This is a genomic window from Pantoea anthophila, assembly GCF_006494375.1.
GTDB classification, from domain to species: Bacteria; Pseudomonadota; Gammaproteobacteria; order Enterobacterales; family Enterobacteriaceae; genus Pantoea; species Pantoea anthophila.
The window spans coordinates 89,304-111,820 of sequence record NZ_VHIZ01000037.1 but is presented as its reverse complement, the minus strand read 5'-3'; the positions used below and the strand labels follow the sequence as shown (position 1 = coordinate 111,820).

Sequence of the window (22,517 nt, the reverse complement as noted above, 5' to 3'; positions counted from 1 at the left end):
CATGCTGACCCTGTCTGAGCCCGACCGTCATCACTGATGAATCGCACAGAATGGCAGAGGGAGAGTGCGGGCAAAGAATTTTGATGAGTTTATATTTTTCAGAAAAGAATTTTAATGTGCATTACCCCCGCCTGTACTGTCAGAATCAGAGCGCTCAGGAATAACGATGAACGATGGGGCTCATTTAATGAGCTAATACGGATGAGACGGGAAGAGAATCTTAAGTCAGAAACAGCAACGCCGGAAGGTTCGCTTCCGGCGTTGAGGTGAAGATTAGGCCGCTTTTACTGCGCGCACTTTCTTAGCCGCAGGCTCATCAGCCTGGTTGTCAGCATCGTCTGAGCGGGAAGCGTGGGTCGTCGCCTCCGGCAGTTTGCTGGTGCGAAGGATATGCTGTACCGACTCTTTCTGCTCAGCAATCAGCAGGCCCAGCGTTTCCGCCTGTGCTTCGTCCATCGCGGGCTGATGCTGTAACAGCCAGTCGGTGAAGGCTTCGGCCATATCGAGCATTTTGTCGTAGGCATCGGCCTCTTTCTTATTGGCAAACGTCATCTTCTCTTCACCCTTTCTGACTACTACAAATTTTGTTTCAACAGCCATCTTTTCGCCCTCAGGTACTGTGTATACATACAGTATATCATGCTCGGTTTGCTTTGCCAGCAGAGAATGGAGTTTAACGGGAACAGGCAGTCAGACCTTGTTATTGCGCAGGGTTTGCTAATCTGACGCAAACTCAACGGTGAGTTTGCCGCAATCCAGCATGCCGTACTGCTTTCTGCCCGTAATGCGTTCTGCATAAAAAGGGACCAGCCATTGCTCAGCCGGGCCGCTTATCTCTGCGTCAATGAACCGTATGCCCTTCTGGCGGGCGACTTCGGCTGCTTCATGCCAGTTTTGCCAGTCGTTGGGCTGTCTCAGCCAGGCACTCAGCACGGTCTGTTTTGCCTGCTCAACCGTGTAATGTTTGCACGCCGCAAGGTTTTCCTCACTGTAGTACTGGTCACCCGTTTTCAGATAGATCAGCGTTCCTGTCCCTGTCAGGGCCAGCAGAACAAGCCCCGTAAAACCGATCACTGTACCCTTCACAACACTTCTGATCATAACGCCACGCATTGATTGATTGTAAGCAGCCACTCTCTGAGCAGGCGATACGGGCATTACACCAGCAACTCTTCCAGGAACTGTGCCAGCGCTTTACGCGGATCATCCTCTTCCGAGACGATCACCTCGATCCCCCACTGCCCCAGCACCTCTTTTGCCACCGGGTTGTTGCGGTTGGTAAACAGGTACGATTTTGGCCGGGCCGTTGCCAGCCCGGTGCGGCCCCACATTTTCGTCAGGCGGTAAAAGAGCAGGCGAATGTTGAAGTCACTGATGCTGTAGCCGACAAACAGCACCGAATTGCCCATCACGTCGTGGGTGAGTTTGATATCGAGCGGCGAGTCGAAATAGAGACGTTCAAAATAGCTGCTCTCATCCAGCACGATGGAGGTATCGTCGTCGAAATCGCCGTGAAGTTTGATGATGTGTCGCTTCTCTTCGGTCAGCGACACCAGATCGGCGGCATTCGCCACTTTATAATAGGGAACCCCGTGCGCCTCATGCGCCGCTTCCAGCCAGCGATCGTAGTTAGTGGTGTAGATACGGGAGAAATTACCCTGCGTAATCATGGTGTGAATTTCAGAAGAGCGGACATCAATATCGGGCCGGTGCCATTCGCGATCCATCCAGCTGCGCAGCGGGCCCAGCGAGCCTTTTTTCTGTTTGTAATACTCCGCCAGCGACAGGTGCGTGCCGTAAGTATTGAAGATTTTAGGATCGTAGCCCAGTTCATGCGCGAGGTGAGCAATCAGCTCATGCCACTCCGGCAGGCCGAAATTGCGTGAGATACCGGCACCGGCAAACAGGATCAGTTTGCCGGAATCATAGGCGCGTTTGAGTTCAGGTTTCATGCCACTCCCCGGGCGGTTTTCAAAAAGGTGGCGAAGCGATCCAGCGCGATACGCCGCATGGAGATCTCATTCTTGAGTTCACCCATTTCGGCAAAGGTCTGCTCATAGCCTTCGGGAATAAAGACGCAGTCCCACTGAAAGCCGCGCGTGCCGGCGGGTTTTGCCGCGATGGTGCCGCGCAGCTCGCCTGAAAACTGATACATCTTGCGGCCGTCACAGTAACCCAGCACCGTTTTGGCCGTGACGGCCTGGCTGTCGAGTCCCTGCACCAGCGCCGTAAAGCGCTCAGCGTCGAGGCGATTCCAGAAGATGCGGGTCAGACCCGCGGGCAACCCATTCAAGCCATCCAGATAGAGGCCGGTGTGCTCAACAAACAGCGGCCGCCCGATCAGCGCGAAAGCTTTGGTCAGCTTGTCACGCACCAGGTCAAGCTCGTTTTCTGTCTGTATTTCTTCGATGCGACGGGCGATGGGCAGCACTTCGACCCCGACAGGTTCGAGTATCTTGCGCACCTCCGCCAGCTTTTGCTCATTGGCAGAAAGGAATCTGATTTTCATGGGCTTCCAGGGCTGGTACTCCGCCACACAACAGAATTTTTTATGAGTTTGAGGGGGCAGGATAAAACAGTCACGCCGGAGAGTGTAGTGCAATTATCGGGTTATCAGCATGCCGTGCACCAGACCGGTTAGCGCAGAGCAACCGGTCTGGCGGTGTCAGTAAACGATACCCGGCGGGTTTATCAGGGAGTGGTCGACGGCCTCATCCTGTTCACCCCAGCGGGCCAGCACCTGCTGATACTGGCCGCCCGCGATGGTGCCATCCAGCGCAGTCTGGAGAGCCGGGGCCAGGCCATTGCCCTTTTTGGTGGTGACGGCGACCCAGGCACGGAACGGCCCGTTGCCTACCAGTCGGGTCTGGCCGCGCGAGGCGGCTTTCCAGGCGGCCATGGAGTGCGGGCCAAACAGGGCGTCGGCCCGACCCGACAGCAGCGTCAGCGTCGCAGAGGCATCATCGGTCAGATAGATTGGCGTCACGGCAGGCAGGCCTTTTGCCCGGTTCTGCGCATCCCAGCTCAGCAGAATCCGCTCCTGATTGGTGCCCGACGACACGATAATGCGCTTCCCGGCAATGTCAGCAGGGGCACTGATCTGTCTGATCGGACTCTCCTTTTTCACCGCAAAAGCATGGTTGTCAGCACGATAGGTGGCAAAGTCGAACTTCTTCTTACGCTCTTCGGTGACGGCAATATTAAACATCGCCACATCATAGCGTCCGGCGCTGATCCCCAGCGGCCAGTCCTCCCATGAGGCCGGCACCAGCTTCAGCTTTAACCCCAGACTGTCAGCCAGCAGCCTGGCGATGTCGGGATCGCTGCCGATGCGGGTCACGTTGTCAGAGGCCAGCAGCGCCAGCGGCGGCGAGTTTGTGGCTGAGGTCGCTACGGTCAGGGTGCCCGGCTCGATAAAGTGATAGTTCGCCGGAATTTTAGCGATCGCCAGCGGATTAGCCGGAGCATGGATGGGCGTTTCGTTGCGGCGGATGTCGGGCTTTTCCGGGGCGGCCATGGAGAGCGCCGGGATCAGCCCCGCGAAAGCCAGCGCCAGGGGCGTCAGGCGCCTCATAAAACGCGCGCCAGGAAGCGACGGGTGCGCTCGTGACGCGGATTGCTGAGCACCTGCTGGGTCGTGCCCTGCTCCACAATCCGGCCATCCACCATAAAGACCACATGGTCAGCCACTTCGCGGGCAAACCCGATCTCGTGCGTCACAATGACCAGCGTGGTGCCGGAGCGCGCCAGCTTCTTGATCACATCGAGCACTTCGCCGACCAGTTCCGGGTCCAGCGCCGAGGTGGGTTCATCGAACAGCATCACCCTGGGATTGAGCATCAGCGCCCGCGCGATAGCGATGCGCTGCTGCTGCCCGCCTGACAGGTGGCGCGGCCAGGCATCGGCTTTGTGGCGCAGGCCGACAATGTCCAGCAGTTCACCGGCCCGCTGAATCGCCGCCTGCCGGGAGAGCTGGCGATGCGCAATCGGTGCTTCAATCAGGTTATCCAGCACGCTCAGGTGCGGGAACAGGTTAAAGTTCTGGAAGACGTAGCCGACGTTTATGCGCTGCCGCAGAATCGCCTGCTCCTTCAGCTCATAGAGCTTGTTGCCGCGCTGCTGATAGCCGATATAGTCGCCATCAATCTGAATAAAGCCTTCATCGACCCGCTCCAGATGATTGATGGTGCGCAGCAGGGTGGATTTACCGGAGCCGGAGGGGCCGAGGATCACCGTGACCGAGCCAGGCGGCAGGGAGAGCGAGACATTATCCAGCGCTTTATGTTTGCCAAAACGTTTGCTGACGCCGGTGATGCTGATGGCCCCGCTGGTGTGAGAAAGGCGATAATCAATGGCTTCGGACATGGCTGATCTCCTCGGTCGGTTGAAGTGGCGAGACGCGGTTGCGCCATTGACGCCAGCGAGAGGGTTGCGGTTCACGCGTTACGCTGCGGGCCATCCAGCGTTCTGCGTTGTACTGAATGACGGAGAGCACGGTGGTGATAATCAGATACCACGCGGCACCCACCATCAGCAGCGGGATGACCTCCTGATTGCGGTTATAGATCATCTGAATGGTGTAAAAGAGCTCCGGCATGGCCAGCACATAAACCATCGCCGTGCCTTTCGCCAGGCTGATGATCTCGTTGAACGTGGTCGGAATAATGGTGCGCAGCGCCTGCGGCAGAATGATGCGGAAGGTGCGGCGCGTGGCAGAGAGGCCGAGCGCAGAAGCCGCCTCCACCTGCCCCTGATCGACACCGAGAATGCCGCCGCGAATGATCTCCGCGCTGTAGGCCGCCTGCACCAGTGTCAGGCCGATGACCGCGGCCGGAAACTGTCCCAGCACATTGATGGTCTGAAACGCGCCCCACGACAGGCCGGTAAACGGAATCCCTATCGAGAGCGTTTCATAGAGATAGGAGAAGTTATAAAGAATAATCAGCACGACGATCAGCGGCAGTGAACGAAACAGCCAGATGTAGCCCCATGCCAGCGTGCTCAGCAGCCAGGAGGAGGAGAGGCGCGCCAGAGCCAGCAGACCGCCAGCCAGCAGGCTGAAGATCGTCCCCAGCAGGGTGAGCAGCAGCGTCTGTCCCAGACCGTGCAGGATCACCGGATCAAAGAACCAGCGTGCAAACACCCCCCACTCCCAGCGCGGATTAAAGGCCACCGACTGCACGACGCCTGCCAGAATAAACAGCGCAACGATCGCGCCAGCGGTGCGTGCCGGATAACGGGCCGGCACCACCTGTAACTGTTGATGCTGAGGTTTACTCATCGTCGATCCTTAACTCGCTTCCGCGACGTTATACACGCCAATCACTTTAATAAAACGCAGTCGCCCGTCGTGGGGCGGCTGACCGTAACGCTCCAGATCGCCGCTGAGATCGAACTGAGGCTGATAACCGTGACCGGTGTAGAGCCGGACGGCCTCAGGCTGACGGAAGCCGGTGGTGAGAAACAGCCGCTGGTAGCCCGCCTGCAGGGCCCGACGCTCCAGCTCCTGCAGGACCACCAGCGCCAGACCCTGACGGCGCAGATCGCTGCGGGTCCAGATGCGCTTCAGCTCGGCGGTCTGCAGGTCATAAGGTTTGTAGGCACCCATCGCGATGATCTCGCCGTCGCGCTCCAGCACAATAAACAGCCCCTGCGGCGGCAGATACCACTCTGTCAGCTCCTGCTCCTTAAGCCGGGCAAAGTAGTCGCCATAGCGAGCGGCATATTCACCGAACAGGCCGCCCAGGATCGGTTGCAGCTCTGGCGCCTCAGGTGACACCTCGCGAAACGTTAATTCACTCATCTCAGCTCCTTAATCGCCCAGTCCGGCGGGATTAACTTCAGAATGACCAATCTGCTCAACGCCTTCGCCCCAGCGGTTAAGCACCTTCTGATAGTCGCCATTGCCGATCACGCCATTCAGCGCCGTGCTGATCGGCTCGGCCAGACCGCTGCCTTTTTTCACCGTCACCGCAATGTGAGCCGCTTTTGGCCAGCCCCCATCCACACTCCCCACCAGCCGGGTTTTCCCGGTCAGAGCCGCCTTCCAGGCCCCGATCACATTCGGCCCGAAATAGGCGTCTGCCCGACCCGACTGGAGCGCCAGCGTCTGGGCGGCATCATCTTTGGCATAGATCGGCGTAAAGGGTTTCAGGCCCTTAGCCTGATTCTCTTTATCCCACGCCAGCAGGATCGCCTCCTGATTGGTGCCGGATCCCACGATGATCCGCAGCCCGGCAATCTCCTCCGCTTTGGTCAGCGACTGAATCGGGCTGCCGGTCCGGACATAAAAGCCCAGCGAGTCCTTGCGATAGGTCGCGAAGTCGAACTTCTCTTTGCGTGGCTTCGTCACGGTGATGTTCGAGATTGCCGCGTCATACTTGCCCGAGGCGACGCCGAGCGGCCAGTCCTCCCAGGAGGTCGGGACAACATTCAGCTTCAGTCCCAGGCTGTCGGCGACCAGCCGGGCGATATCCACCTCGCTGCCGAGCAGGGTTTTGTTGTCGTCAGAAAAGACCGTAAGCGGCGGAGAGTTAAGCGCGGCCACCGCCACGGTGAACGCGCCCGGCACCACAAAATGGTGACCGGCGGGCAGCTGCGCGATGGCCTCCGCATTTTTCGCGGTGTTGATCGGCGTTTTATTGGCTTCCACGCTGACACGCTGGCCGTTGTAGGAGACGCTGGTGCCCTCTGCCAGAGCGTGGCTGCTGACGGCCAGCATAAGCAGAGCGATGAGACGTAAGGGTTTTTGCATGATCCGGACTCTTATTGTGAGGTGAACTGATTAACGGGGGATTGCAGGGCGAAGCTGTCGCGCAGGGTGGTGCCCGGATAGTCACGGCGCGTCAGGCCGCGAGCCTGCAGAATCGGCACCACCCGATCGACAAAGCGTTCAAAGGTGTCAGGCGTGCCGCCATTGATGATAAAGCCGTCAGTGGCGTGGGTTTCAAACCAGAGCTGCAGGCCATCCGCCACCTCTTCAGGCGTGCCGTGAAACAGGGGGCGCGGGGTGGCCGCTTCCAGTGCCGCCTGACGCAGGGTGTGACCCTGCTCTTTCGCTTTGCGTTTGATCTCGTCGGTGGTGCTGCGGAAGCTGTTCTGTCCGATGTCACCGATATCGGGGAACGGCTGATCCAGCGGGTACTGCGAAAAGTCGTGATGGTCAAAGAAGCGGCCGAGGTAGTTCAGCGCATCAGTCACCGAAACCAGCGCCGCAGTGGTCTGATATTGCTGTTCGACGTCATCGGCGTTATCGCCCACAATCACGCTGACACCCTGAAAGATGTGCAGATCTTCCGGCTGACGGCCATTGGCTACCAGTTGCTGCTTCACATCCTGATAGAAGGCCTGCGCCTCTTCGCGCGTCGGCTGATGGGTAAAGATGGCGTCGGCATGGCGCGCCGCCAGCTTTTTGCCATCTTCGGATGCGCCCGCCTGGAAGATAATCGGACGCCCCTGCGGCGTACGGCCGATATTCAGCGGTCCCTGCACCTGGAAGAAGTCACCGTGATGATCCAGGGTGTGCAGCTTCGCCGGATCGAAAAACTGCCCGCTCGCCTTGTCCCGCACAAACGCATCCTGCTCCCACGAATCCCACAACCCTTTCACCACCTGCAGATACTCATCGGCAATGCGGTAGCGCAGCGCATGTTCCGGATGCTGCTGACGGGAGAAGTTTTTTGCCGATCCTTCCAGCGGTGACGTCACCACGTTCCAGCCTGCGCGCCCGCCGCTGAGATGATCGAGGCTGGCGAACTGACGCGCCACGGTAAACGGCTCGCTGTAGGAGGTGGAGACGGTGCCGACCAGCCCCAGATGCTCCGTGACACCGGCCAGCGCCGAGAGCAGCGTCAGCGGCTCAAAGCGGTTGAGAAAGTGGGGAATCGATTTCTCGTTGATAAACAACCCGTCGGCGACAAACAGAAAATCGAGTTTGCCCTGCTCCGCCTTACGGGCGATTTTTTTGGCGTAATCCAGGCTGATGCTGGCATCGGCCTGGGCCGCCGGATGGCGCCAGGCGGACATGTTGCCTGAGGCGCCATGCAGAATGGTGCCCAGCCGAAGTTGTCTTGTGGTCATGATGTTCTCTCTTTTTTAATCGTCGCGGTGCCTGACGACGCTGTTCAGCACCGTCGTGCGGTTACGGCAGCAGATAAATGCTATTCAGAGTGGAAGGGACGCCTGACATCGCGCACTGAGATGTTGCAGCGCCTGGCGGGCCAGTTGAGCGAAGTAGCCAGCGGCGGGCGCAATCAGCGCCTCGTCGGGGGTAAAGCTGGCGTGATGCAGGCCAAACTCGCTGGCGCTGCCGATGCTGACAAAGGCGCCGGGCACCTGCTGCAGATAAAAAGCAAAGTCTTCACCCAGCAGATGCAGTTCGGCGGTCTGCACCCGGTAACCCGCCTGGCGGGCCACATCGCTGCAGAATCCTGCCCAGTGGGGATCGTTGATCAGCACCGGCGGGCCAGGCTGCCAGGTCAGGGTCGCCTGCGCGCCATTGGCCGCGGCAAACTGCTCAACCAGGGTACGCACCCGCTGCTCCAGGTCGGCGCGCACCTGCAGGTCGTGCGTACGTGCCGTGCCGCCAAACTCCACCCCGCCCGGCAACACATTCCAGCTTTTGCCGCCGTCGATGCGGGTGATGCTGAGCACCAGGCTGTCGAAGGCGTTAAAACTGCGGCTGGTGAGCCCCTGCAGTGCCTGAATAATCTGGCTGGCCGTCACGATGCTGTCGACGCCCTGCTCCGGGTAGGCAGCATGCGCACCTTTGCCGGTCACGCGGATGATGAATTTGTCGGCATTGGCGTAGAACGCGCCGCTGCGGGTGGCAAACGTACCAAGCGGCAGCGAAGGTTCGTTGTGCATCCCGAAGATAGCCTGCACCTCATCCAGCACGCCCGCCCCGATGAACTGCCGGGCACCACGCGCAATCTCCTCGGCGGGCTGAAACAGGATGCGCACCCGTCCGGGCAGGGTGTCGGCCTGAGCCTGAAGCTGCAGGGCCGCGCCCAGCATCACCGCGCTGTGCAGGTCGTGACCGCAGGCGTGCATCACGCCGGGATGACGGGAGTGAAAACGCACCCCGCTCGCCTCATGGATCGGCAGCGCGTCAATGTCGGCGCGCAGAGCAATCACCGTTTCACCCTGGCCGATTTCAGCGACCACACCGGTTTCCAGCGGGTAATCGCGCAGCCGGATGCCTGCGGCCTGCAGCCAGCCGCGCAGCCGTGCGGTCGTCGCAAACTCCTGACCGGACAGCTCCGGCCAGGTATGCAGTTCGCGTCGCCATTCAATCAGTTGTGATTCAGGGTACATGATGACTCTCCGCTGGCTGGGGTTCAGGCAGCAACCAGATGATGGGTGGCCAGCAGTTCCAGCGAGCGCTGGCGGGCAACCGGATCGGTGACGGGCGTATCGATGACGAACTCGTCGATAGCAAAGTGATGATGCAGGGCGTCCAGCTGAGCATGCACCTGCGCCGCCGTGCCTTTCAGCAGTGACGGGGTGCGAGGTTCAATCTGATAGTCGCGATAGCCCCCCTGACGCACGAAGCGCTCCGCCTGCTCCAGGCTGGCGACGTTGACACCCGGGCCCCCTTTCACCGCCACATGATAGTGGCGCAGAGAGGCAACCAGCAGGTCAGCTTCGGCGGGCGAGTCAGCCACCACCACCTGAACCGCAACCAGCGCGCGCTGACCGTGACTCAGGCGGGTGTAGGTACTCAGCGCATGCTCAAGCAACGCGCGGTCACCATTCAGATGCGCCGCAAAGACAAACTGCCAGCCCAGCGAGGCAGCCAGCCGTGCACTCTCTTCGCTGGCCCCCAGCAGAAAACGGCTAGCCGGACGCGCAGGCAGCGGTGTCGCCGCCAGCCCCTCTTCATCCGGTTTCGGCTGATCCGGTTTCAGCCAGCTATCCAGCAGCTGAAGCTGTTCGGCAAAGCTGCCTTTACTGGCGGCATCAACACCCCGCTGCAGCGCCTGGGTGGAGAGCGGTAACCCGCCTGGCGCTTTCCCGACGCCGAGATCGATGCGCCCCGGCGCCAGCGAGGCGAGCAGGTTGAAGTTTTCGGCCACTTTATAGGGGCTGTAGTGCTGCAACATCACGCCGCCCGATCCGACCCGGATATGGCGGGTCTGTGCAATGATCCAGGCGATCAGAAGCTCCGGTGAAGGGCTGGCAAGTTGTGCAGTGTTGTGATGTTCCGCCAGCCAGAAGCGGTGATAGCCCCACGCTTCTGCCCGCTGCGCCAGTTGCAGCGTGCGCTGAAGCGCCGCCGCAGGCGTCTCGCCCTGCAGGATGGGCGCTTTGTCTAACAGACTTAATTGATATGCCATTCACCTGGTCCTTATTGATTCCGGTTGCTGACCAGTGTGCTGCGCAGGCGATTATTGGTAAAACATCATATTGTTTTATGCTTTATTGAATTCGTCATATTGGCGGGGCGCGGCGAAATAAAAGACAAATAAGCGACGAAAGCCCCGAGGCCGGGCCTGTTATCGCCTTATCAGGGCGGGTTCAGAGTGAATAAAACATGCAGAGTGGCAAAGGATTGCACAAAATCGTCTTATGTGAAGCGCTGAATTACCCGCTTTATTCAGGGGCGCTGAGAGTTCTGCTTCAGTGGAAAAAAGCGGGTGTTGATAATCGCCACATTAACCTCGCAGGGGACGCCATCATCGAGAAAAACCGTCTCATTAATCTGGATAACCGCATCCCCTGCCCCTAATTTCAGTAATGCCAGCGTCTCAGCCTGCGTCAGGTTAATGGCCGTTAAATGCTGGTCGCGCAGCTGCACTTTTTTTCCGGTCACTTCCTCGATATAGGCATATTTCGACACTTCCAGCTTGCTGAACTCCATGCTGTTAAACATATTCACCGGCAGATGAATATGTTCCAGCGCCACCGGCGTCTCATCGAAGCACATCAGTCGTAATATTTTGTAGATCGGATCGCTGGTTTTAATTCGCAGCGCCTGCGCCATCTCTGCCGATGGCACCCGGATAATGCTGGCAGAGATAATTTTACGGACGCCTTTGTGTCCGTTTCTCTGCGCCTGATAATCAAACGGGGAAAGCACGTGATATCGGTGAGCCTGGCTACTGATCTCCGTCGCACCGACAAATATCCCCGATCCCTTCACCCGATAAATACGCTGCTGCTCCACCAGAATTCGGGTCGCTTCACGCACCGTTGTGCGGGTAATACCGAGGCACTTTGCGATAGCTATTTCCGTATCCAGCTTTTCGCCGGGTTGAAGGCCGTCATCTTTAATCCGCGTGAGGATATAATCGACCACCTCTTTCTGCTTTTCAGTCATGCCATCAGCCATCGACGTTCTTCCCATTTGCGTGAAGGAGAGACTCCCTGTATCCGTGCCACTCCCTTTCTGCCTGACATTGCCGGAGAAGTACTACTCCGGTCAGGTGAATATGTGACCAACCTATCAAATTGGCACAGATGTTAAGCCTGTGTAGCCATATTTTAATTTTAGCGGTTGTGTCCCTACACGTCGAAGGACATCATCAGGATGACTAGACATCTTTAACCTGTACAGATGTGTTGCCGGGTCACTCATCCACCGGCTGGCCCCCTCACAGCGGGAAGTCATCAGGGCGAATCTCTGGAAAGTGTCTGTACAGGTTCAGGGAGAGTTAACGAACGCAGCTGTGCCGAAGAGCGCGGCGACGCGCAAACGGCATCTGCGTGGCGTTAACTTTGAACGCGCAACGAGAGACAGGATTACAGCGATGTCACATCTGGCGGATTGGTTGAATAGCGAGCGAATTCAGTACGTGGAGCGCGTGGCTGACTGGCAGGAAGCGATTGTGCTGGCAGGGCGTCCTCTGCTCAGCGAAGGCGTCATCTCACAGGCTTACATTGATGCCATCATCCAGCAAAAAAAGGCGATCGGCCCCTTTTTTGTTATCGCTCCGCAGATTGCCATGCCTCACGCTCGTCCTGAACAGGGCGCGCTCGGACTGGGGCTGTCGGTGCTGCTGCTGGGAACGGCGGTGAAATTTGATTCTGAAGAGAACGATCCGGTGAAAGTGCTTTTTATGTTTGCCGCACCGGACAGTAACAGCCATATCGAAATGATTTCCCAGCTGGCGGAAGTCCTCTCCGATGAGAACATCATGGCGCAGGTTTTTAATGCAGACAGCCATGAAGCGCTGCTGGCAATTTTGTCAGGCGTCTGATGTACCCGTTAACACGTTAATTTTGATCACCAGAGAATGAGGTCGGATATGAAGATGATGGCAGTGTGTGGTTCAGGTCTGGGCAGCAGTTTCATGATGGAAATGAACATCAAAAAAGTGCTGAAGACATTAGGGGTGGAGGCTGAGGTTGAACATTCCGATCTCGGCTCGGTAACGCCCGACGTGGCGGATATTTTTGTGATGGCAAAAGATATTGCCTACAGCGCCAATCTTCCGGAAGAGAAAATCATCATCATCAATAACATCATTGACCTGAAAGAGATTGAGCAAAAAATACGAGACTATTTTGAGAAAAACGGACAGTTATAACCCGATAAACACTTACCCTCGAGGTTAATATGTTTACTCAAAATCTTTTGCAGTTCGTCGTCGACGTACTGAAAGTGCCCTCTATATTAGTCGGACTGGTGGCATTTTTCGGCCTGGTTGCGCAGAAGAAACCCTTCCCGGATGTGATTAAGGGCACGGTAAAAACGATTCTGGGCTTCCTGGTGCTGGCCGGTGGCGCGACCGTTCTGGTCGGTTCCCTGACGCCGCTTGGCGACATTTTTAAACATGCGTTCAATGTTCAGGGCATTATCCCGAATAATGAGGCGATGGTCTCGATTGCACTGGCAAAATATGGTGCGCCGACCACGATGATTATGGCCTTTGGTATGGTCGCCAATATCCTCGTCGCCCGGTTCACCCGGCTTAAATATATTTACCTGTCAGGGCATGTGACCTTTTATATGGCCTGCATGATCGCGATCATATTATCGGTCGCGGGTTTTGAAGGCATTCAGCTCATCTATACCGGTTCGCTGGCACTGGGGATGCTGATGGCCACGTTTCCGGCCATCGCTCAGCCCTATATGCGGAAGATCATTGGCGGTGACCAGGTGGCGCTGGCGCACACCGGCACCATCGGTTATGTCCTGTCGGGCTGGATCGGCTCTCTGGTAGGCAAAGGCTCGCGCTCGACCGAAGAGATGAACATGCCAAAAAACCTGAGTTTTTTGCGCGACAGTACCATCTCCATCTCACTGACGATGATGATTATCTACTTAATCCTGTCGATCTCGGCCGGTAAAGCCTATGTGGAATCCACCTTCAGCAATGGTCAGAACTACCTCGTTTACTCGTTTATTCAGGCTATTACCTTTGCTGCAGGCGTCTTCATCATTCTGCAGGGGGTTCGCTTAATCCTGGCTGAAATTGTCCCGGCCTTTACCGGCTTTTCAGAAAAACTGGTGCCGGAAGCCCGCCCGGCGCTGGATTGCCCGATTGTCTTCCCCTATGCCCCGAACGCGGTTCTGGTTGGCTTCATCTCCAGCTTTGCCGGCGGTCTGGTGGGGCTGTTTGTCCTCGGCCAGCTGCACTGGGTTTTGATTCTGCCGGGTGTGGTTCCTCACTTCTTCTGCGGTGCCACCGCGGGAGTGTTTGGTAATGCGACCGGCGGCAAACGCGGGGCGATTTGCGGTGCCTTTGCACATGGGCTGTTAATCACCTTCCTGCCGGTGGCGCTGCTGCCCGTGCTTGGACAGATTGGGTTGACCAACACCACCTTCTCGGACACCGACTTCGGCGTTACAGGCATTCTGCTGGGCAACATGGCTCGTTTTATGGATAAGGGCACCATTACCCTGATCGTTACCGGTATTTTCGCCCTGTTAGTGCTCTATAACTTCACCGCCAGAAAGAAAGTGCCTGCCGAAACCGATGCCGGTTAGTTTCCATTTTTGATCCCAACCAGAAAGGGCAGGCGTGACTTTCTGGTTGTTCCTTTTCAGGTGAATGCCGCCCTTCTCAGACCCGTCAGACGCCCCTTTTTCGTCCCCTCTCCGTTCTCTTCTGCTCCGCCTGCAGTCGCTATTTTGCCTGTTTCACTGCCTACTGCTGGCCCTGAAAGCCGCAAAAAAAGGACTATTCCGATTCAGAAAAGTGATCTGAGTCACACTTTCAACATTAGATGCGCTAATAAATAAAATTTAACAACAAAACATTTGAATGATAATGATTAACATTTACACTCTCATCCGCATATAACAACGCGATAAACGCGGCCTAATCCACAAAAAATATGCGGTATTTACCTGTTTCAGGATGAAAACCCTGGTCCCCAGGATTGTCAGGGCTTTTATCTGGTTAGTCATTTTTATGTTTACTGGAGTTTTGAGCGGATATCCCACGCTGCTGATTCAGGTCGGCAGGGTTATGGTTTTAACGCACAGGAACTGAACATGCTTTTACGCTCATCTATTCAATCGGCACAGGACTTCGAACCGGCCTCCACTGCCTGCACGGCCGAAACGGCGATTTTCAACGATCGGCAACTGGCTGCCTGGTCGCAGCAGACGCAGGAGGTGCTGGCGCTGATGACCCGCACCGTCACCGGTGTTGAGAAGCCGTTCAGCGGCATCCTGCCTCATGAACTGGCGGCGGAATTCAGCGATGTCGATCTTGACCGTCCTCTGGGTAACAACGATGACGCTCTGGCGGAGCTGAGTCAGCTCTATCTGCGTGACGCCGTCTGGTTCCATCACCCGAAATATCTGGCGCACCTCAACTGCCCTGTAGTGCTGCCTTCGCTGATGGCTGAACAGATCATGGCGGCGGTGAACAGCTCAGTGGACACCTGGGATCAGAGCGCAGGCGGCACCCTCATTGAGCAGAAGGTGATCGACTGGACGCTGGGCCGCATCGGCCTGCCCGCCGGATCAGACGGGATCTTCACCAGTGGTGGCACCCAGTCGAATCTGATGGCGATGCTGCTGGCGCGTGACAGCTGGTGCGCGGCGCATCATCCCGGTCACCTGATCAAGCAGCGCGGCCTGCCAGAGACCGCACCGAAGTGGCGCGTCTTTACGTCGAAGCTCAGCCACTTCAGCATCCAGAAATCGATGGCGATCCTGGGGCTGGGTTACGATGCGGTGATCGCTATCGATCACGACGAGCAGTTCCGCATGGACCCGGCCCTGCTGGCGCAGGAGATTGAGCGCTGCCGCAGCGAAGGGCTGATCCCGATTGCGGTTGTCGCTACCAGCGGCACCACCGATTTTGGCAGCATCGATCCGCTGCCGGAAATCGCCCGTCTCTGTGACGATTACGGTTTATGGATGCACGTTGACGCCGCCTATGGCTGCGGGCTGCTGGTCTCTGAGCAGCATCGCTCACGTCTGAACGGCATTGAGCGGGCGGATTCCGTCACCGTCGATTATCACAAATCCTTCTTCCAGACTGTCAGCTGCGGGGCCTTCTTCGTCCGGGATAGTCAGAACCTGAAGCATGTCACCCACCATGCCGACTACCTGAATCCGCTCAGCGCCCAGCAGGAAGGGACGCCAAATCTGGTCAACAAGAGCATTCAGACCACCCGCCGTTTTGATGCCCTGAAAATGTGGCTGACGCTGCGCGTCATGGGGCCGGCGGCGCTGGGTGAGGCCTTCGATACCCTGATCGCGCTGACGCAGACGGCGCATCAACTGCTGAGCGATCACCCGTCTATCGAAGTGCTGCACGCCCCGGAGCTGACCACCCAGATTTTCCGTTACGTGCCGGGCAAACACGCCAGTGATGCGCAGATCGACGAAATCAACGCCGCGATCCGCAAAGCGCTGTTCCGCTCCGGAAATGCTGTGATTGCCGGCACCAAAGTCGACGGCCGTCAGTACCTGAAATTTACCCTGCTAAATCCGACCACGACCCCTGCCGACCTCGAAGATGTGCTGAGCCTGATTGCGCACTATGGCCGCGAGCAGGTCCGGGCGTCTGCGCTGCGCGCGGCGAACCAGGGAGAGATGTGAAATGAAGAGTCCTGTTTACGATTTTATTGGCATCGGCATCGGCCCTTTTAACCTGAGTCTCGCCTGCCTGAGTGAGCCGGTTGAGGGTCTGAACGGTCTTTTCCTGGATGAGAATCCGGGATTTGACTGGCACACCGGCATGATGCTGGAAAGCGCCCATCTGCAGACCCCGTTCATGGCTGACCTGGTGACGCTGGCCGATCCGACCAGCCCGTACAGCCTGCTTAATTACATGAAGGAGAAGGGGAAACTCTACTCGTTCTACATCCGGGAAGACTTCTTCCTGATGCGCAAGGAGTACAACCAGTATTGCCAGTGGGCCAGCTCAAAGCTGTCGAATCTGCGCTGGAACAGCCACGTCGAGTATGTCAGCTACGATGAGGCCTCCGGCCTCTATCAGCTGGAGGTCAGGGAGACCCGCAGCGGCGAGAAACAGCGTTATCAGGCGCGCCATCTGATTCTCGGCACCGGCCCGGTGGCCTGGATGCCGGAATGCAGCCAGCCGCATCGTCAGCGCCTGACCCACTCCAGTCACTATCTGGCGAACAAAGCCGCGTTGCAGCAGAAGCGGTCGATAACCGTGCTGGGCAGCGGTCAGAGTGCAGCGGAGATCTACTATGACCTGCTGACCGATATCGATCGCTTTGGTTATCAGCTCAACTGGATCACCCGAGCGCCGCGCTTTTACCCGCTGGAGTACACCAAGCTGACGCTGGAGATGACCTCGCCGGAGTGGGTGGACTACTTCCACGCCCTGCCTGCCAGCACCCGCGACGAACTCAATGCCCGTCATAAGAACCTCTACAAGGGGATCAACAGCAGCCTGATTAATGACATTTACGATCTGATGTACGTTAAACAGCTCGATGGCGATCTGAACGTCAATCTCTTCACCCACTCGGCCCTGACCGCGATGCGCTGGCTGCCGGAGGGGGAATTTGAGCTGACGCTGCATCAGGAGGAGCAGGACTGTACCTTTACCCGCCGCACCGAAGGGCTGGTGATGGCAACCGGCTATCACTATCGGCCACCGATGTTTCTGGAGGGGATCACCGCGCGTCTGCGCTGGGATGAGAAAGGCCGTTACGACGTGCAGCGCAACTACAGCATTGACCATCACAATCAGGTCTTTGTCCAAAACGCCGAGCTACACACCCACGGCTTTGTCACCCCGGATCTGGGGATGGCCTGCTACCGCAACTCGGTGCTGCTGCGCGAACTGACCGGACGCGAGGTTTACCCGATCGAGCGTCAGATCGCCTTCCAGACCTTCCCGGCTAAAACGGAGCGCTGAAATGAGTTCATCTATCCTGTTCAGCGCCCGCCGTCCCGCGGGTCTGTTCACCCTTCGTCCGATGCAGGCCAGCGATGCGCCGCTCATCCACAGCTGGGTCACCCGCGACTATGCGCGCTTCTGGGGCATGCAGCAGCAGAGCCTGGAGCAGGTTGCGGCGTTCTATCAGACACTGACGGCAAAGGATCCCAAAGCGGCACTGATTGGCTGCTGCAACGATCAGCCGATCTGTCTGATTGAGTGTTATCGCGCCTGTGATGATGAGATTGGAAAATTTTACCCGGCTGCGCCCGATGACTACGGCATGCACATCCTGATTGCCCCGGCCAGCAAGCCGATCCGCGCGTTCAGCTGGCAGGTCTTTTCGCTGGTGATGGACTATATGTTCAGCCGTCCCGAAGTGAACCGCGTGGTGGTCGAGCCGGACGTGCGCAACGAGAAGATCCACGTTCTGAACAGGCGTGCCGGTTTCCGCTATCAGCATACCCTCGACCTGGGCCATAAAACCGCCTGGCTGGCCTTCTGCCAGCGGGAAGATTATCAACACGCGTTACTGCAGGAGTCGCAGACTATGACCACCCCCTCTTCACTGATGAACGGCACGCATCTGACGGGCGACAACTGGGCGCAGGCAAACCGCATGCTGATCCGCAAAGCGATTGCCGAGTTTGCGCATGAAAAAATCATCGCGCCGCAGGAATCCGGCAACGGCAGCTATCAGCTGGCGGTGCCGGGTGGCGAGGCGAGCTACCATTTCCGCGCGGCGCGGCTGGCGCTGGATCACTGGGAGATTGACGCGGGTTCGCTCCGTAAGCAGGAGAATGGCCATGATCTGCCGCTGGATGCGCTGAAGTTTATCGTGGAGTTCAACGGGGAGATCGGCATTCCCCAGGCGCTGCTGGCTACCTACATGGAAGAGATCAGCAGCACCCTCTGTAGCGCTGTCTATAAGCTGCAGAAGCACAATCCGGACAGTCAGGCACTGGTCTCCGCGGATTTCCAGACCGTTGAGGCGGCCATGACCGAAGGTCATCCCTGCTTTGTCGCGAACAACGGCCGCATCGGCTTTGATGCGCAGGACTACCTGGCCTATGCACCCGAAGCCGCCGCGCCGGTTCACCTTATCTGGGTCGCGGTCCATCGCCGCAATGCGCATTTCGCCAGCCTGAGCGAGCTGAGTTACGAGCAGCTGCTGCGTGATGAGCTGGGCCAGAACACCGTTGAGCAGTTTAATGCGCAGCTGGAGCAAAAAGGGCTGGCGGTTGAGGAGTATATCCTGATGCCGGTGCACCCGTGGCAGTGGCAGAACAAACTGCTGACGGTTTTCGCCGCGGACATCGCGAATCACGATATTGTCTGGCTCGGCACGGGCGACGACGCCTATCAGGCGCAGCAGTCCATCCGCACCTTCTATAACCGCAGTCAGCCGGAAAAGCGCTACGTGAAAACCGCGCTTTCGGTGCTGAACATGGGCTTTATGCGCGGTCTGTCGCCCTACTACATGGCGACCACACCAGCCATCAACGGCTGGCTGGAGCAGCTGGTGACAGGCGATGCCTGGCTGAAGAAGTGCGATTTCCGCATCCTGCGCGAAGTTGCTTCGGTCGGCTATCACAACCGCTATTACGAGCAGGCGATTAAAGGCGACTCCGCTTACAAGAAGATGTTTGCCGCCCTGTGGCGCGATAATCCGGCGGCCAGCCTGCAACCCGGTCAGCGTCTGATGACCATGGCCTCGTTCCTGCACGTCGATCACCATCAGCAGGCATTGCTGCCCGCGCTGATTGCCGATTCCGGTTTACCCGCGAAGCAGTGGATTGATCGCTATCTGACCTGCTACCTCAGTCCGCTGCTGCACTGCTTCTATCAGCATGACCTGGTCTTTATGCCGCACGGCGAAAACCTGATTATGCTGCTGGAAAACAACGTACCGGTCAGCGCCTATATGAAGGATATCGGCGAGGAGATCGCGGTGATGAACCCGGATGCCGTGCTGCCGGAAGGTGTGCAGCGACTGGCGGTGGATGTGCCGGAGGAGCTTAAACTGCTGTCGATCTTCACCGACGTCTTTGACTGCATTTTCCGCTTTATCAGCGCGATCCTCGACCAGTCAGGCACACTGCCTGAGGAGCAGTTCTGGCAGTCGGTAGCGGAATGCGTGAAGGATTATCAGCAGGCGCATCCGCAGCTGGCGACGAAGTTTGCGCGCTATGACATGTTTGCGCCAGAGTTCACCCGCTCCTGCCTTAACCGCCTGCAGCTGGCCAACAACCAGCAGATGATCAACCTCACCGACCCGGCGGAGAACCTGAAATTTGCCGGCACCCTGGTCAACCCGATCGCGCGCTGGCGCTAAGCGTTACCCTGTCACGTAATGGTCAGGCGGTCACCTGGGTGGCCGCCTTTTTTTTAATGAGTTATCGCAGGAATCTGTAATGTCCTCTTTTATTCCGGTCGCAAAGCTGACCCGGCGGCATCTGATCTTTCCCCTGTCGCTGGTGCTGTTTGAGTTTGCGACCTATATCGCCCATGACATGATCCAGCCCGGTATGCTGCTGGTGACTCAGGAGTTTAAGGTGGGGCCGGAGTGGGTCTCCACCTCCCTGACTGCTTACCTGGCCGGTGGCATCCTGCTGCAGTGGCTGCTTGGCCCGCTCTCGGACCGCATCGGACGGCGTCCGGTGCTGATCGGTGGCGTGACCTTCTTTATGCTCTCCTGCATCGCAACGCACTGGGTACAAAGCATTGAGCAGTTCGTTCTGCTGCGCTTCCTGCAGGGGATCAGCCTCTGTTTCATCGGTGCAGTGGGTTATGCAGCGATCCAGGAGGCGTTTACCGAGTCGCTCAGCATCAAAATGATGGCGCTGATGGCCAACGTCGCCCTGCTGGCTCCGCTGGCCGGGCCGCTGGCGGGCGCGGCGTTTCTGACCGTGGGAGAATGGCGCACGCTGTTCTGGCTGATTGGCGCTGTTGCGGCGCTGGCGCTGGCCGGGCTCTGGTATGCCATGCCTGAAACGGCGGGCGATCGTCAAAAAGCGCTGTCGCTGCGATCGATTATCAGCGGTTACGCGGCGTTGCTGAAGGATCGTCAGGTGATGCGCGGTTCACTGGCTATCGGACTGGTCAGCGTCCCCTGCATTGCCTGGGTGGCGCTTTCACCCGTCATCCTGATCCACGGCGCGCAACTGAGCCGCATCGACTATGCCCTGCTTCAGCTGCCGGTCTTTGCCGCGATGATTGCGGGCAACCTGACGCTGGGCCGTTTATCCAGCCGTCTGCCGATTGAACAGCCGGTAAAGCTGGGTGCCTGGCCAGTAGTCTGCGGACTGACCGTTGCGGTGGTCGCCACCCTGCTGAATCCGCAAAGCTATCTGTGGCTCACGGCCGGAATGAGTCTTTACGGCTTCGGCACCGGGCTGATTAACGCCGGACTTTATCGTATGACGCTCTTTTCCAGCAGCGCCGGAAAAGGCAGCGTCGCGGCACTGCTGGGCATGGTGAGCATCCTGATTATTGCGCTGGGCATTGAAGCCGCGAAAACGGCTTATTTCAGCTTCGGCACCGGCGGCTTTAGCCTGGTGAATCTGACCTGCGGTCTGCTGTGGCTCGTTCTGGTCAGCGCGTTTCTGCGCGAAAGTCAGTGTCGCCAGCAGGCACTCTGTACTGAGTAGCGTCTCGTCAGGGTAAGGGGCCGGACGCAGGCCTCTTGCTCTGACGGCATCACAACGCGATCACTCAATCCTTATAATCTTTTGATTTGTTGTGCAATTCTGTTCACCTGTTCGACCGCGACAAACAGCGCATTCACCACCGGGACGGACAGATGCGTTGATATGCCTGCCAGCCAGACAGATTCAGGCGACACCCTGTGGGCCAGATGCAGCTGCAAATGGTTATTCAGCCGGGGCGGTGCGGCTGAAGCGTCACGCGCATCCGCGAGGAGCAGCCCATTATGGGTCATCGAATGTGTGGGCGGTGCGTAGCCGGTGGCACAGACAAGGGCGTCAAAGTGTGTGATTTCGCCCTGCGGGTTGCTGAGGGTCCAGCCCGAATCTGATTTCTGCAGAGAGTCAGCCCTCAGTTTTTCAACGCTTAATAACCCGCTATCAACATAACCAAGCAATTTTTCGGCATTCTTTAAGGGCATCGCGCTGATATAGCGTCCCGTTGCCCGCAGAAAGGCGCTCAGGGAGTGCTTAACCGCCTCGGGGAGTGTGTGCGAATGCTGATTGATCGCGTTAATCATTCCGACAATCCTGTACTGCCATTCCGTTTTGTCCTGACGCGCCAGTTCACTCTCTTCCCGCAGTCGCTGGATACTCTCCGCCTCTGCGACAAACTGCTCTCTGAGGGAGGTCGCCGAGGCGTGAGCCAGCAGCCGGATCACCCATTTTCTGATGTCCGGCCTGACCTGTTCACTGATTACCGCGCTGTCTGTAAGCCAGGCGAGTCGCGAAGCCTGAATGGGTCTGAGCATGACGGCAGAGCGCACCGCCGGCAGGTCGCCGGAGGGAGAAACCAGGCTGACCCGGCAACCCTGTCGGCAAAGAACTAATGCCGCATCTATCGCGGAGAGCCGTGTTCCCACGATGAGGACATGACTATCCGGCCGGATCTTTTCCAGCATCAGTTTTTCCGGATAGGGTGAAGCGAAAAACAGAGGATCGCCCTGATAGGATGACAGGGCCTCAGGAATCGCGGGATGCGTGTAACCGGTGCAGACGATTACCGCATCGGCTGTAATGGTGCCGCTCTGCCGGGTTTCGATCAGATAATCACCGCCCGGCTGACGCATAACCTGTTTCCCCGCATCCCTGATAAAGGAGACGCTTATGCCCTGCTGATAAGCCAGGGAGAGATAACGGGTATATCGATCCTGAATATAATCTCCGATGATTTTACGGGAAACAAAATCTGCCAGCGTAATCCCGTTATTTGTATGCTCATGCAGGTAATGAAGTAAATCGTGATAGTGCGGCGGTAACAGAGACATTAATTCAACAGAGGTATTACAGAGGAGTTCCGGATGCTGACTGGCATAAACCTGCCCGATGGCGGGCCCCGACGCATCCAGCAGTGTAATGCGTTTGCAGGCCCCCTGTCGGACAAGGGCAATAAATGCGGCCACGCCGGTTGCGCCAGCACCAATAATAGCAACATGCAGATTATTCATAGAAACTCCATCGGGATAGGGTTATCTGTTAGCTACGAACAAAA

The 22,517-nt window shown here is 57.7% G+C and carries 21 protein-coding genes; 7 read left to right on the top strand and 14 right to left on the bottom strand.

Translation table 11 applies throughout. The annotated features are described in order from the left end of the window. Positions 1 to 273: 273 nt before the first annotated feature. The 13 genes from FJW00_RS07700 to FJW00_RS07640 form a co-directional block, all read right to left on the bottom strand. Positions 274 to 600, bottom strand: a complete 327-nt coding sequence (locus FJW00_RS07700; protein ID WP_046102677.1) for a YebG family protein — start codon at positions 598 to 600, stop codon at positions 274 to 276. Between the two features lie 117 nt (positions 601 to 717). Next, complete coding sequence (locus FJW00_RS07695) at positions 718 to 1,134, bottom strand: hypothetical protein (protein ID WP_140923420.1); 417 nt, start codon at positions 1,132 to 1,134, stop codon at positions 718 to 720. A 23-nt stretch (positions 1,135 to 1,157) separates the two neighbouring features. Further along, positions 1,158 to 1,952: an SIR2 family protein gene (locus FJW00_RS07690; protein ID WP_140923419.1), complete on the bottom strand. Its 795-nt coding sequence runs from the start codon at positions 1,950 to 1,952 to the stop codon at positions 1,158 to 1,160. Next, on the bottom strand, positions 1,949 to 2,509 hold the full coding sequence (locus tag FJW00_RS07685; RefSeq protein WP_009092945.1) for a non-canonical purine NTP pyrophosphatase: 561 nt from the start codon (positions 2,507 to 2,509) through the stop codon (positions 1,949 to 1,951). Before FJW00_RS07685 ends, FJW00_RS07690 begins: the two co-directional genes overlap by 4 nt. Before the next feature lie 156 nt (positions 2,510 to 2,665). Continuing rightward, positions 2,666 to 3,517, bottom strand: a complete 852-nt coding sequence (locus FJW00_RS07680) for an ABC transporter substrate-binding protein (RefSeq protein WP_369750607.1) — start codon at positions 3,515 to 3,517, stop codon at positions 2,666 to 2,668. Positions 3,518 to 3,570: 53 nt separating this feature from the next. After that, a complete protein-coding gene (locus FJW00_RS07675) occupies positions 3,571 to 4,365 on the bottom strand; it encodes an amino acid ABC transporter ATP-binding protein (protein WP_009092943.1) in 795 nt (264 codons plus the stop codon). Continuing rightward, positions 4,349 to 5,281 carry an amino acid ABC transporter permease gene (locus FJW00_RS07670; protein ID WP_046102680.1) on the bottom strand — a complete coding sequence of 311 codons (933 nt, stop codon included), beginning with the start codon at positions 5,279 to 5,281 and terminating at the stop codon, positions 4,349 to 4,351. Before FJW00_RS07670 ends, FJW00_RS07675 begins: the two co-directional genes overlap by 17 nt. A gap of 9 nt (positions 5,282 to 5,290) precedes the next feature. After that, on the bottom strand, positions 5,291 to 5,803 hold the full coding sequence (locus tag FJW00_RS07665) for a GNAT family N-acetyltransferase (RefSeq protein WP_009092941.1): 513 nt from the start codon (positions 5,801 to 5,803) through the stop codon (positions 5,291 to 5,293). A 9-nt stretch (positions 5,804 to 5,812) separates the two neighbouring features. Beyond that, complete coding sequence (locus tag FJW00_RS07660; protein WP_140923417.1) at positions 5,813 to 6,754, bottom strand: ABC transporter substrate-binding protein; 942 nt, start codon at positions 6,752 to 6,754, stop codon at positions 5,813 to 5,815. Positions 6,755 to 6,765: 11 nt separating this feature from the next. After that, positions 6,766 to 8,079: an LLM class flavin-dependent oxidoreductase gene (locus tag FJW00_RS07655; RefSeq protein WP_140923416.1), complete on the bottom strand. Its 1,314-nt coding sequence runs from the start codon at positions 8,077 to 8,079 to the stop codon at positions 6,766 to 6,768. A gap of 84 nt (positions 8,080 to 8,163) precedes the next feature. Continuing rightward, entirely contained in the window at positions 8,164 to 9,315 is a 1,152-nt protein-coding gene (locus FJW00_RS07650) for an amidohydrolase (protein ID WP_140923415.1), read from the bottom strand. Positions 9,316 to 9,338: 23 nt separating this feature from the next. Next, a complete protein-coding gene (locus tag FJW00_RS07645) occupies positions 9,339 to 10,337 on the bottom strand; it encodes an MsnO8 family LLM class oxidoreductase (protein WP_140923414.1) in 999 nt (332 codons plus the stop codon). A 260-nt stretch (positions 10,338 to 10,597) separates the two neighbouring features. Next, a complete protein-coding gene (locus tag FJW00_RS07640; RefSeq protein WP_009092935.1) occupies positions 10,598 to 11,332 on the bottom strand; it encodes a GntR family transcriptional regulator in 735 nt (244 codons plus the stop codon). Positions 11,333 to 11,750: 418 nt separating this feature from the next. Here FJW00_RS07640 and FJW00_RS07635 point away from each other — a divergent pair, with 418 nt between their 5' ends. The 7 genes from FJW00_RS07635 (at position 11,751) to FJW00_RS07605 (ending at position 20,971) form a co-directional block, all read left to right on the top strand. Further along, positions 11,751 to 12,200: a PTS sugar transporter subunit IIA gene (locus FJW00_RS07635; protein WP_046102686.1), complete on the top strand. Its 450-nt coding sequence runs from the start codon at positions 11,751 to 11,753 to the stop codon at positions 12,198 to 12,200. A gap of 48 nt (positions 12,201 to 12,248) precedes the next feature. Continuing rightward, positions 12,249 to 12,530 (top strand): PTS sugar transporter subunit IIB, encoded by a 282-nt coding sequence (locus FJW00_RS07630; RefSeq protein WP_009092933.1) that lies wholly within the window; start codon positions 12,249 to 12,251, stop codon positions 12,528 to 12,530. A 29-nt stretch (positions 12,531 to 12,559) separates the two neighbouring features. Next, positions 12,560 to 13,933, top strand: a complete 1,374-nt coding sequence (ulaA, locus tag FJW00_RS07625; RefSeq protein WP_140923413.1) for a PTS ascorbate transporter subunit IIC — start codon at positions 12,560 to 12,562, stop codon at positions 13,931 to 13,933. A 510-nt stretch (positions 13,934 to 14,443) separates the two neighbouring features. Next, on the top strand, positions 14,444 to 16,006 hold the full coding sequence (locus tag FJW00_RS07620; RefSeq protein WP_009092931.1) for a pyridoxal phosphate-dependent decarboxylase family protein: 1,563 nt from the start codon (positions 14,444 to 14,446) through the stop codon (positions 16,004 to 16,006). 1 nt (position 16,007) lies between these two features. Then, positions 16,008 to 17,300, top strand: a complete 1,293-nt coding sequence (locus FJW00_RS07615) for a lysine N(6)-hydroxylase/L-ornithine N(5)-oxygenase family protein (RefSeq protein WP_046102688.1) — start codon at positions 16,008 to 16,010, stop codon at positions 17,298 to 17,300. Between the two features lies 1 nt (position 17,301). Continuing rightward, the gene (locus tag FJW00_RS07610; RefSeq protein ID WP_140923412.1) at positions 17,302 to 19,656 is read left to right on the top strand and encodes a GNAT family N-acetyltransferase; all 2,355 of its coding nucleotides are present in this window, start codon (positions 17,302 to 17,304) and stop codon (positions 19,654 to 19,656) included. Between the two features lie 79 nt (positions 19,657 to 19,735). Beyond that, the gene (locus tag FJW00_RS07605; RefSeq protein WP_009092928.1) at positions 19,736 to 20,971 is read left to right on the top strand and encodes an MFS transporter; all 1,236 of its coding nucleotides are present in this window, start codon (positions 19,736 to 19,738) and stop codon (positions 20,969 to 20,971) included. A gap of 71 nt (positions 20,972 to 21,042) precedes the next feature. On the opposite strand, the gene FJW00_RS07600 is transcribed toward FJW00_RS07605, so the two are convergent. Continuing rightward, positions 21,043 to 22,473, bottom strand: a complete 1,431-nt coding sequence (locus FJW00_RS07600) for an FAD/NAD(P)-binding protein (protein ID WP_140923411.1) — start codon at positions 22,471 to 22,473, stop codon at positions 21,043 to 21,045. Positions 22,474 to 22,517: the final 44 nt, after the last annotated feature.

What these genes read in the sequence shown, in the direction of transcription:
- FJW00_RS07700 (WP_046102677.1), bottom strand. Translation starts at nt 600, where the DNA reads ATGGCTGTTGAAACAAAATTTGTAGTAGTCAGAAAGGGTGAAGAGAAG.
- FJW00_RS07690 (WP_140923419.1), bottom strand. Translation starts at nt 1,952, where the DNA reads ATGAAACCTGAACTCAAACGCGCCTATGATTCCGGCAAACTGATCCTG.
- FJW00_RS07685 (WP_009092945.1), bottom strand. Translation starts at nt 2,509, where the DNA reads ATGAAAATCAGATTCCTTTCTGCCAATGAGCAAAAGCTGGCGGAGGTG.
- FJW00_RS07680 (WP_369750607.1), bottom strand. Translation starts at nt 3,517, where the DNA reads ATGGCCGCCCCGGAAAAGCCCGACATCCGCCGCAACGAAACGCCCATC.
- FJW00_RS07675 (WP_009092943.1), bottom strand. Translation starts at nt 4,365, where the DNA reads ATGTCCGAAGCCATTGATTATCGCCTTTCTCACACCAGCGGGGCCATC.
- FJW00_RS07670 (WP_046102680.1), bottom strand. Translation starts at nt 5,281, where the DNA reads ATGAGTAAACCTCAGCATCAACAGTTACAGGTGGTGCCGGCCCGTTAT.
- FJW00_RS07665 (WP_009092941.1), bottom strand. Translation starts at nt 5,803, where the DNA reads ATGAGTGAATTAACGTTTCGCGAGGTGTCACCTGAGGCGCCAGAGCTG.
- FJW00_RS07660 (WP_140923417.1), bottom strand. Translation starts at nt 6,754, where the DNA reads ATGCAAAAACCCTTACGTCTCATCGCTCTGCTTATGCTGGCCGTCAGC.
- FJW00_RS07655 (WP_140923416.1), bottom strand. Translation starts at nt 8,079, where the DNA reads ATGACCACAAGACAACTTCGGCTGGGCACCATTCTGCATGGCGCCTCA.
- FJW00_RS07650 (WP_140923415.1), bottom strand. Translation starts at nt 9,315, where the DNA reads ATGTACCCTGAATCACAACTGATTGAATGGCGACGCGAACTGCATACC.
- FJW00_RS07645 (WP_140923414.1), bottom strand. Translation starts at nt 10,337, where the DNA reads ATGGCATATCAATTAAGTCTGTTAGACAAAGCGCCCATCCTGCAGGGC.
- FJW00_RS07640 (WP_009092935.1), bottom strand. Translation starts at nt 11,332, where the DNA reads ATGGCTGATGGCATGACTGAAAAGCAGAAAGAGGTGGTCGATTATATC.
- FJW00_RS07635 (WP_046102686.1), top strand. Translation starts at nt 11,751, where the DNA reads ATGTCACATCTGGCGGATTGGTTGAATAGCGAGCGAATTCAGTACGTG.
- FJW00_RS07630 (WP_009092933.1), top strand. Translation starts at nt 12,249, where the DNA reads ATGAAGATGATGGCAGTGTGTGGTTCAGGTCTGGGCAGCAGTTTCATG.
- ulaA (WP_140923413.1), top strand. Translation starts at nt 12,560, where the DNA reads ATGTTTACTCAAAATCTTTTGCAGTTCGTCGTCGACGTACTGAAAGTG.
- FJW00_RS07620 (WP_009092931.1), top strand. Translation starts at nt 14,444, where the DNA reads ATGCTTTTACGCTCATCTATTCAATCGGCACAGGACTTCGAACCGGCC.
- FJW00_RS07615 (WP_046102688.1), top strand. Translation starts at nt 16,008, where the DNA reads ATGAAGAGTCCTGTTTACGATTTTATTGGCATCGGCATCGGCCCTTTT.
- FJW00_RS07610 (WP_140923412.1), top strand. Translation starts at nt 17,302, where the DNA reads ATGAGTTCATCTATCCTGTTCAGCGCCCGCCGTCCCGCGGGTCTGTTC.
- FJW00_RS07605 (WP_009092928.1), top strand. Translation starts at nt 19,736, where the DNA reads ATGTCCTCTTTTATTCCGGTCGCAAAGCTGACCCGGCGGCATCTGATC.
- FJW00_RS07600 (WP_140923411.1), bottom strand. Translation starts at nt 22,473, where the DNA reads ATGAATAATCTGCATGTTGCTATTATTGGTGCTGGCGCAACCGGCGTG.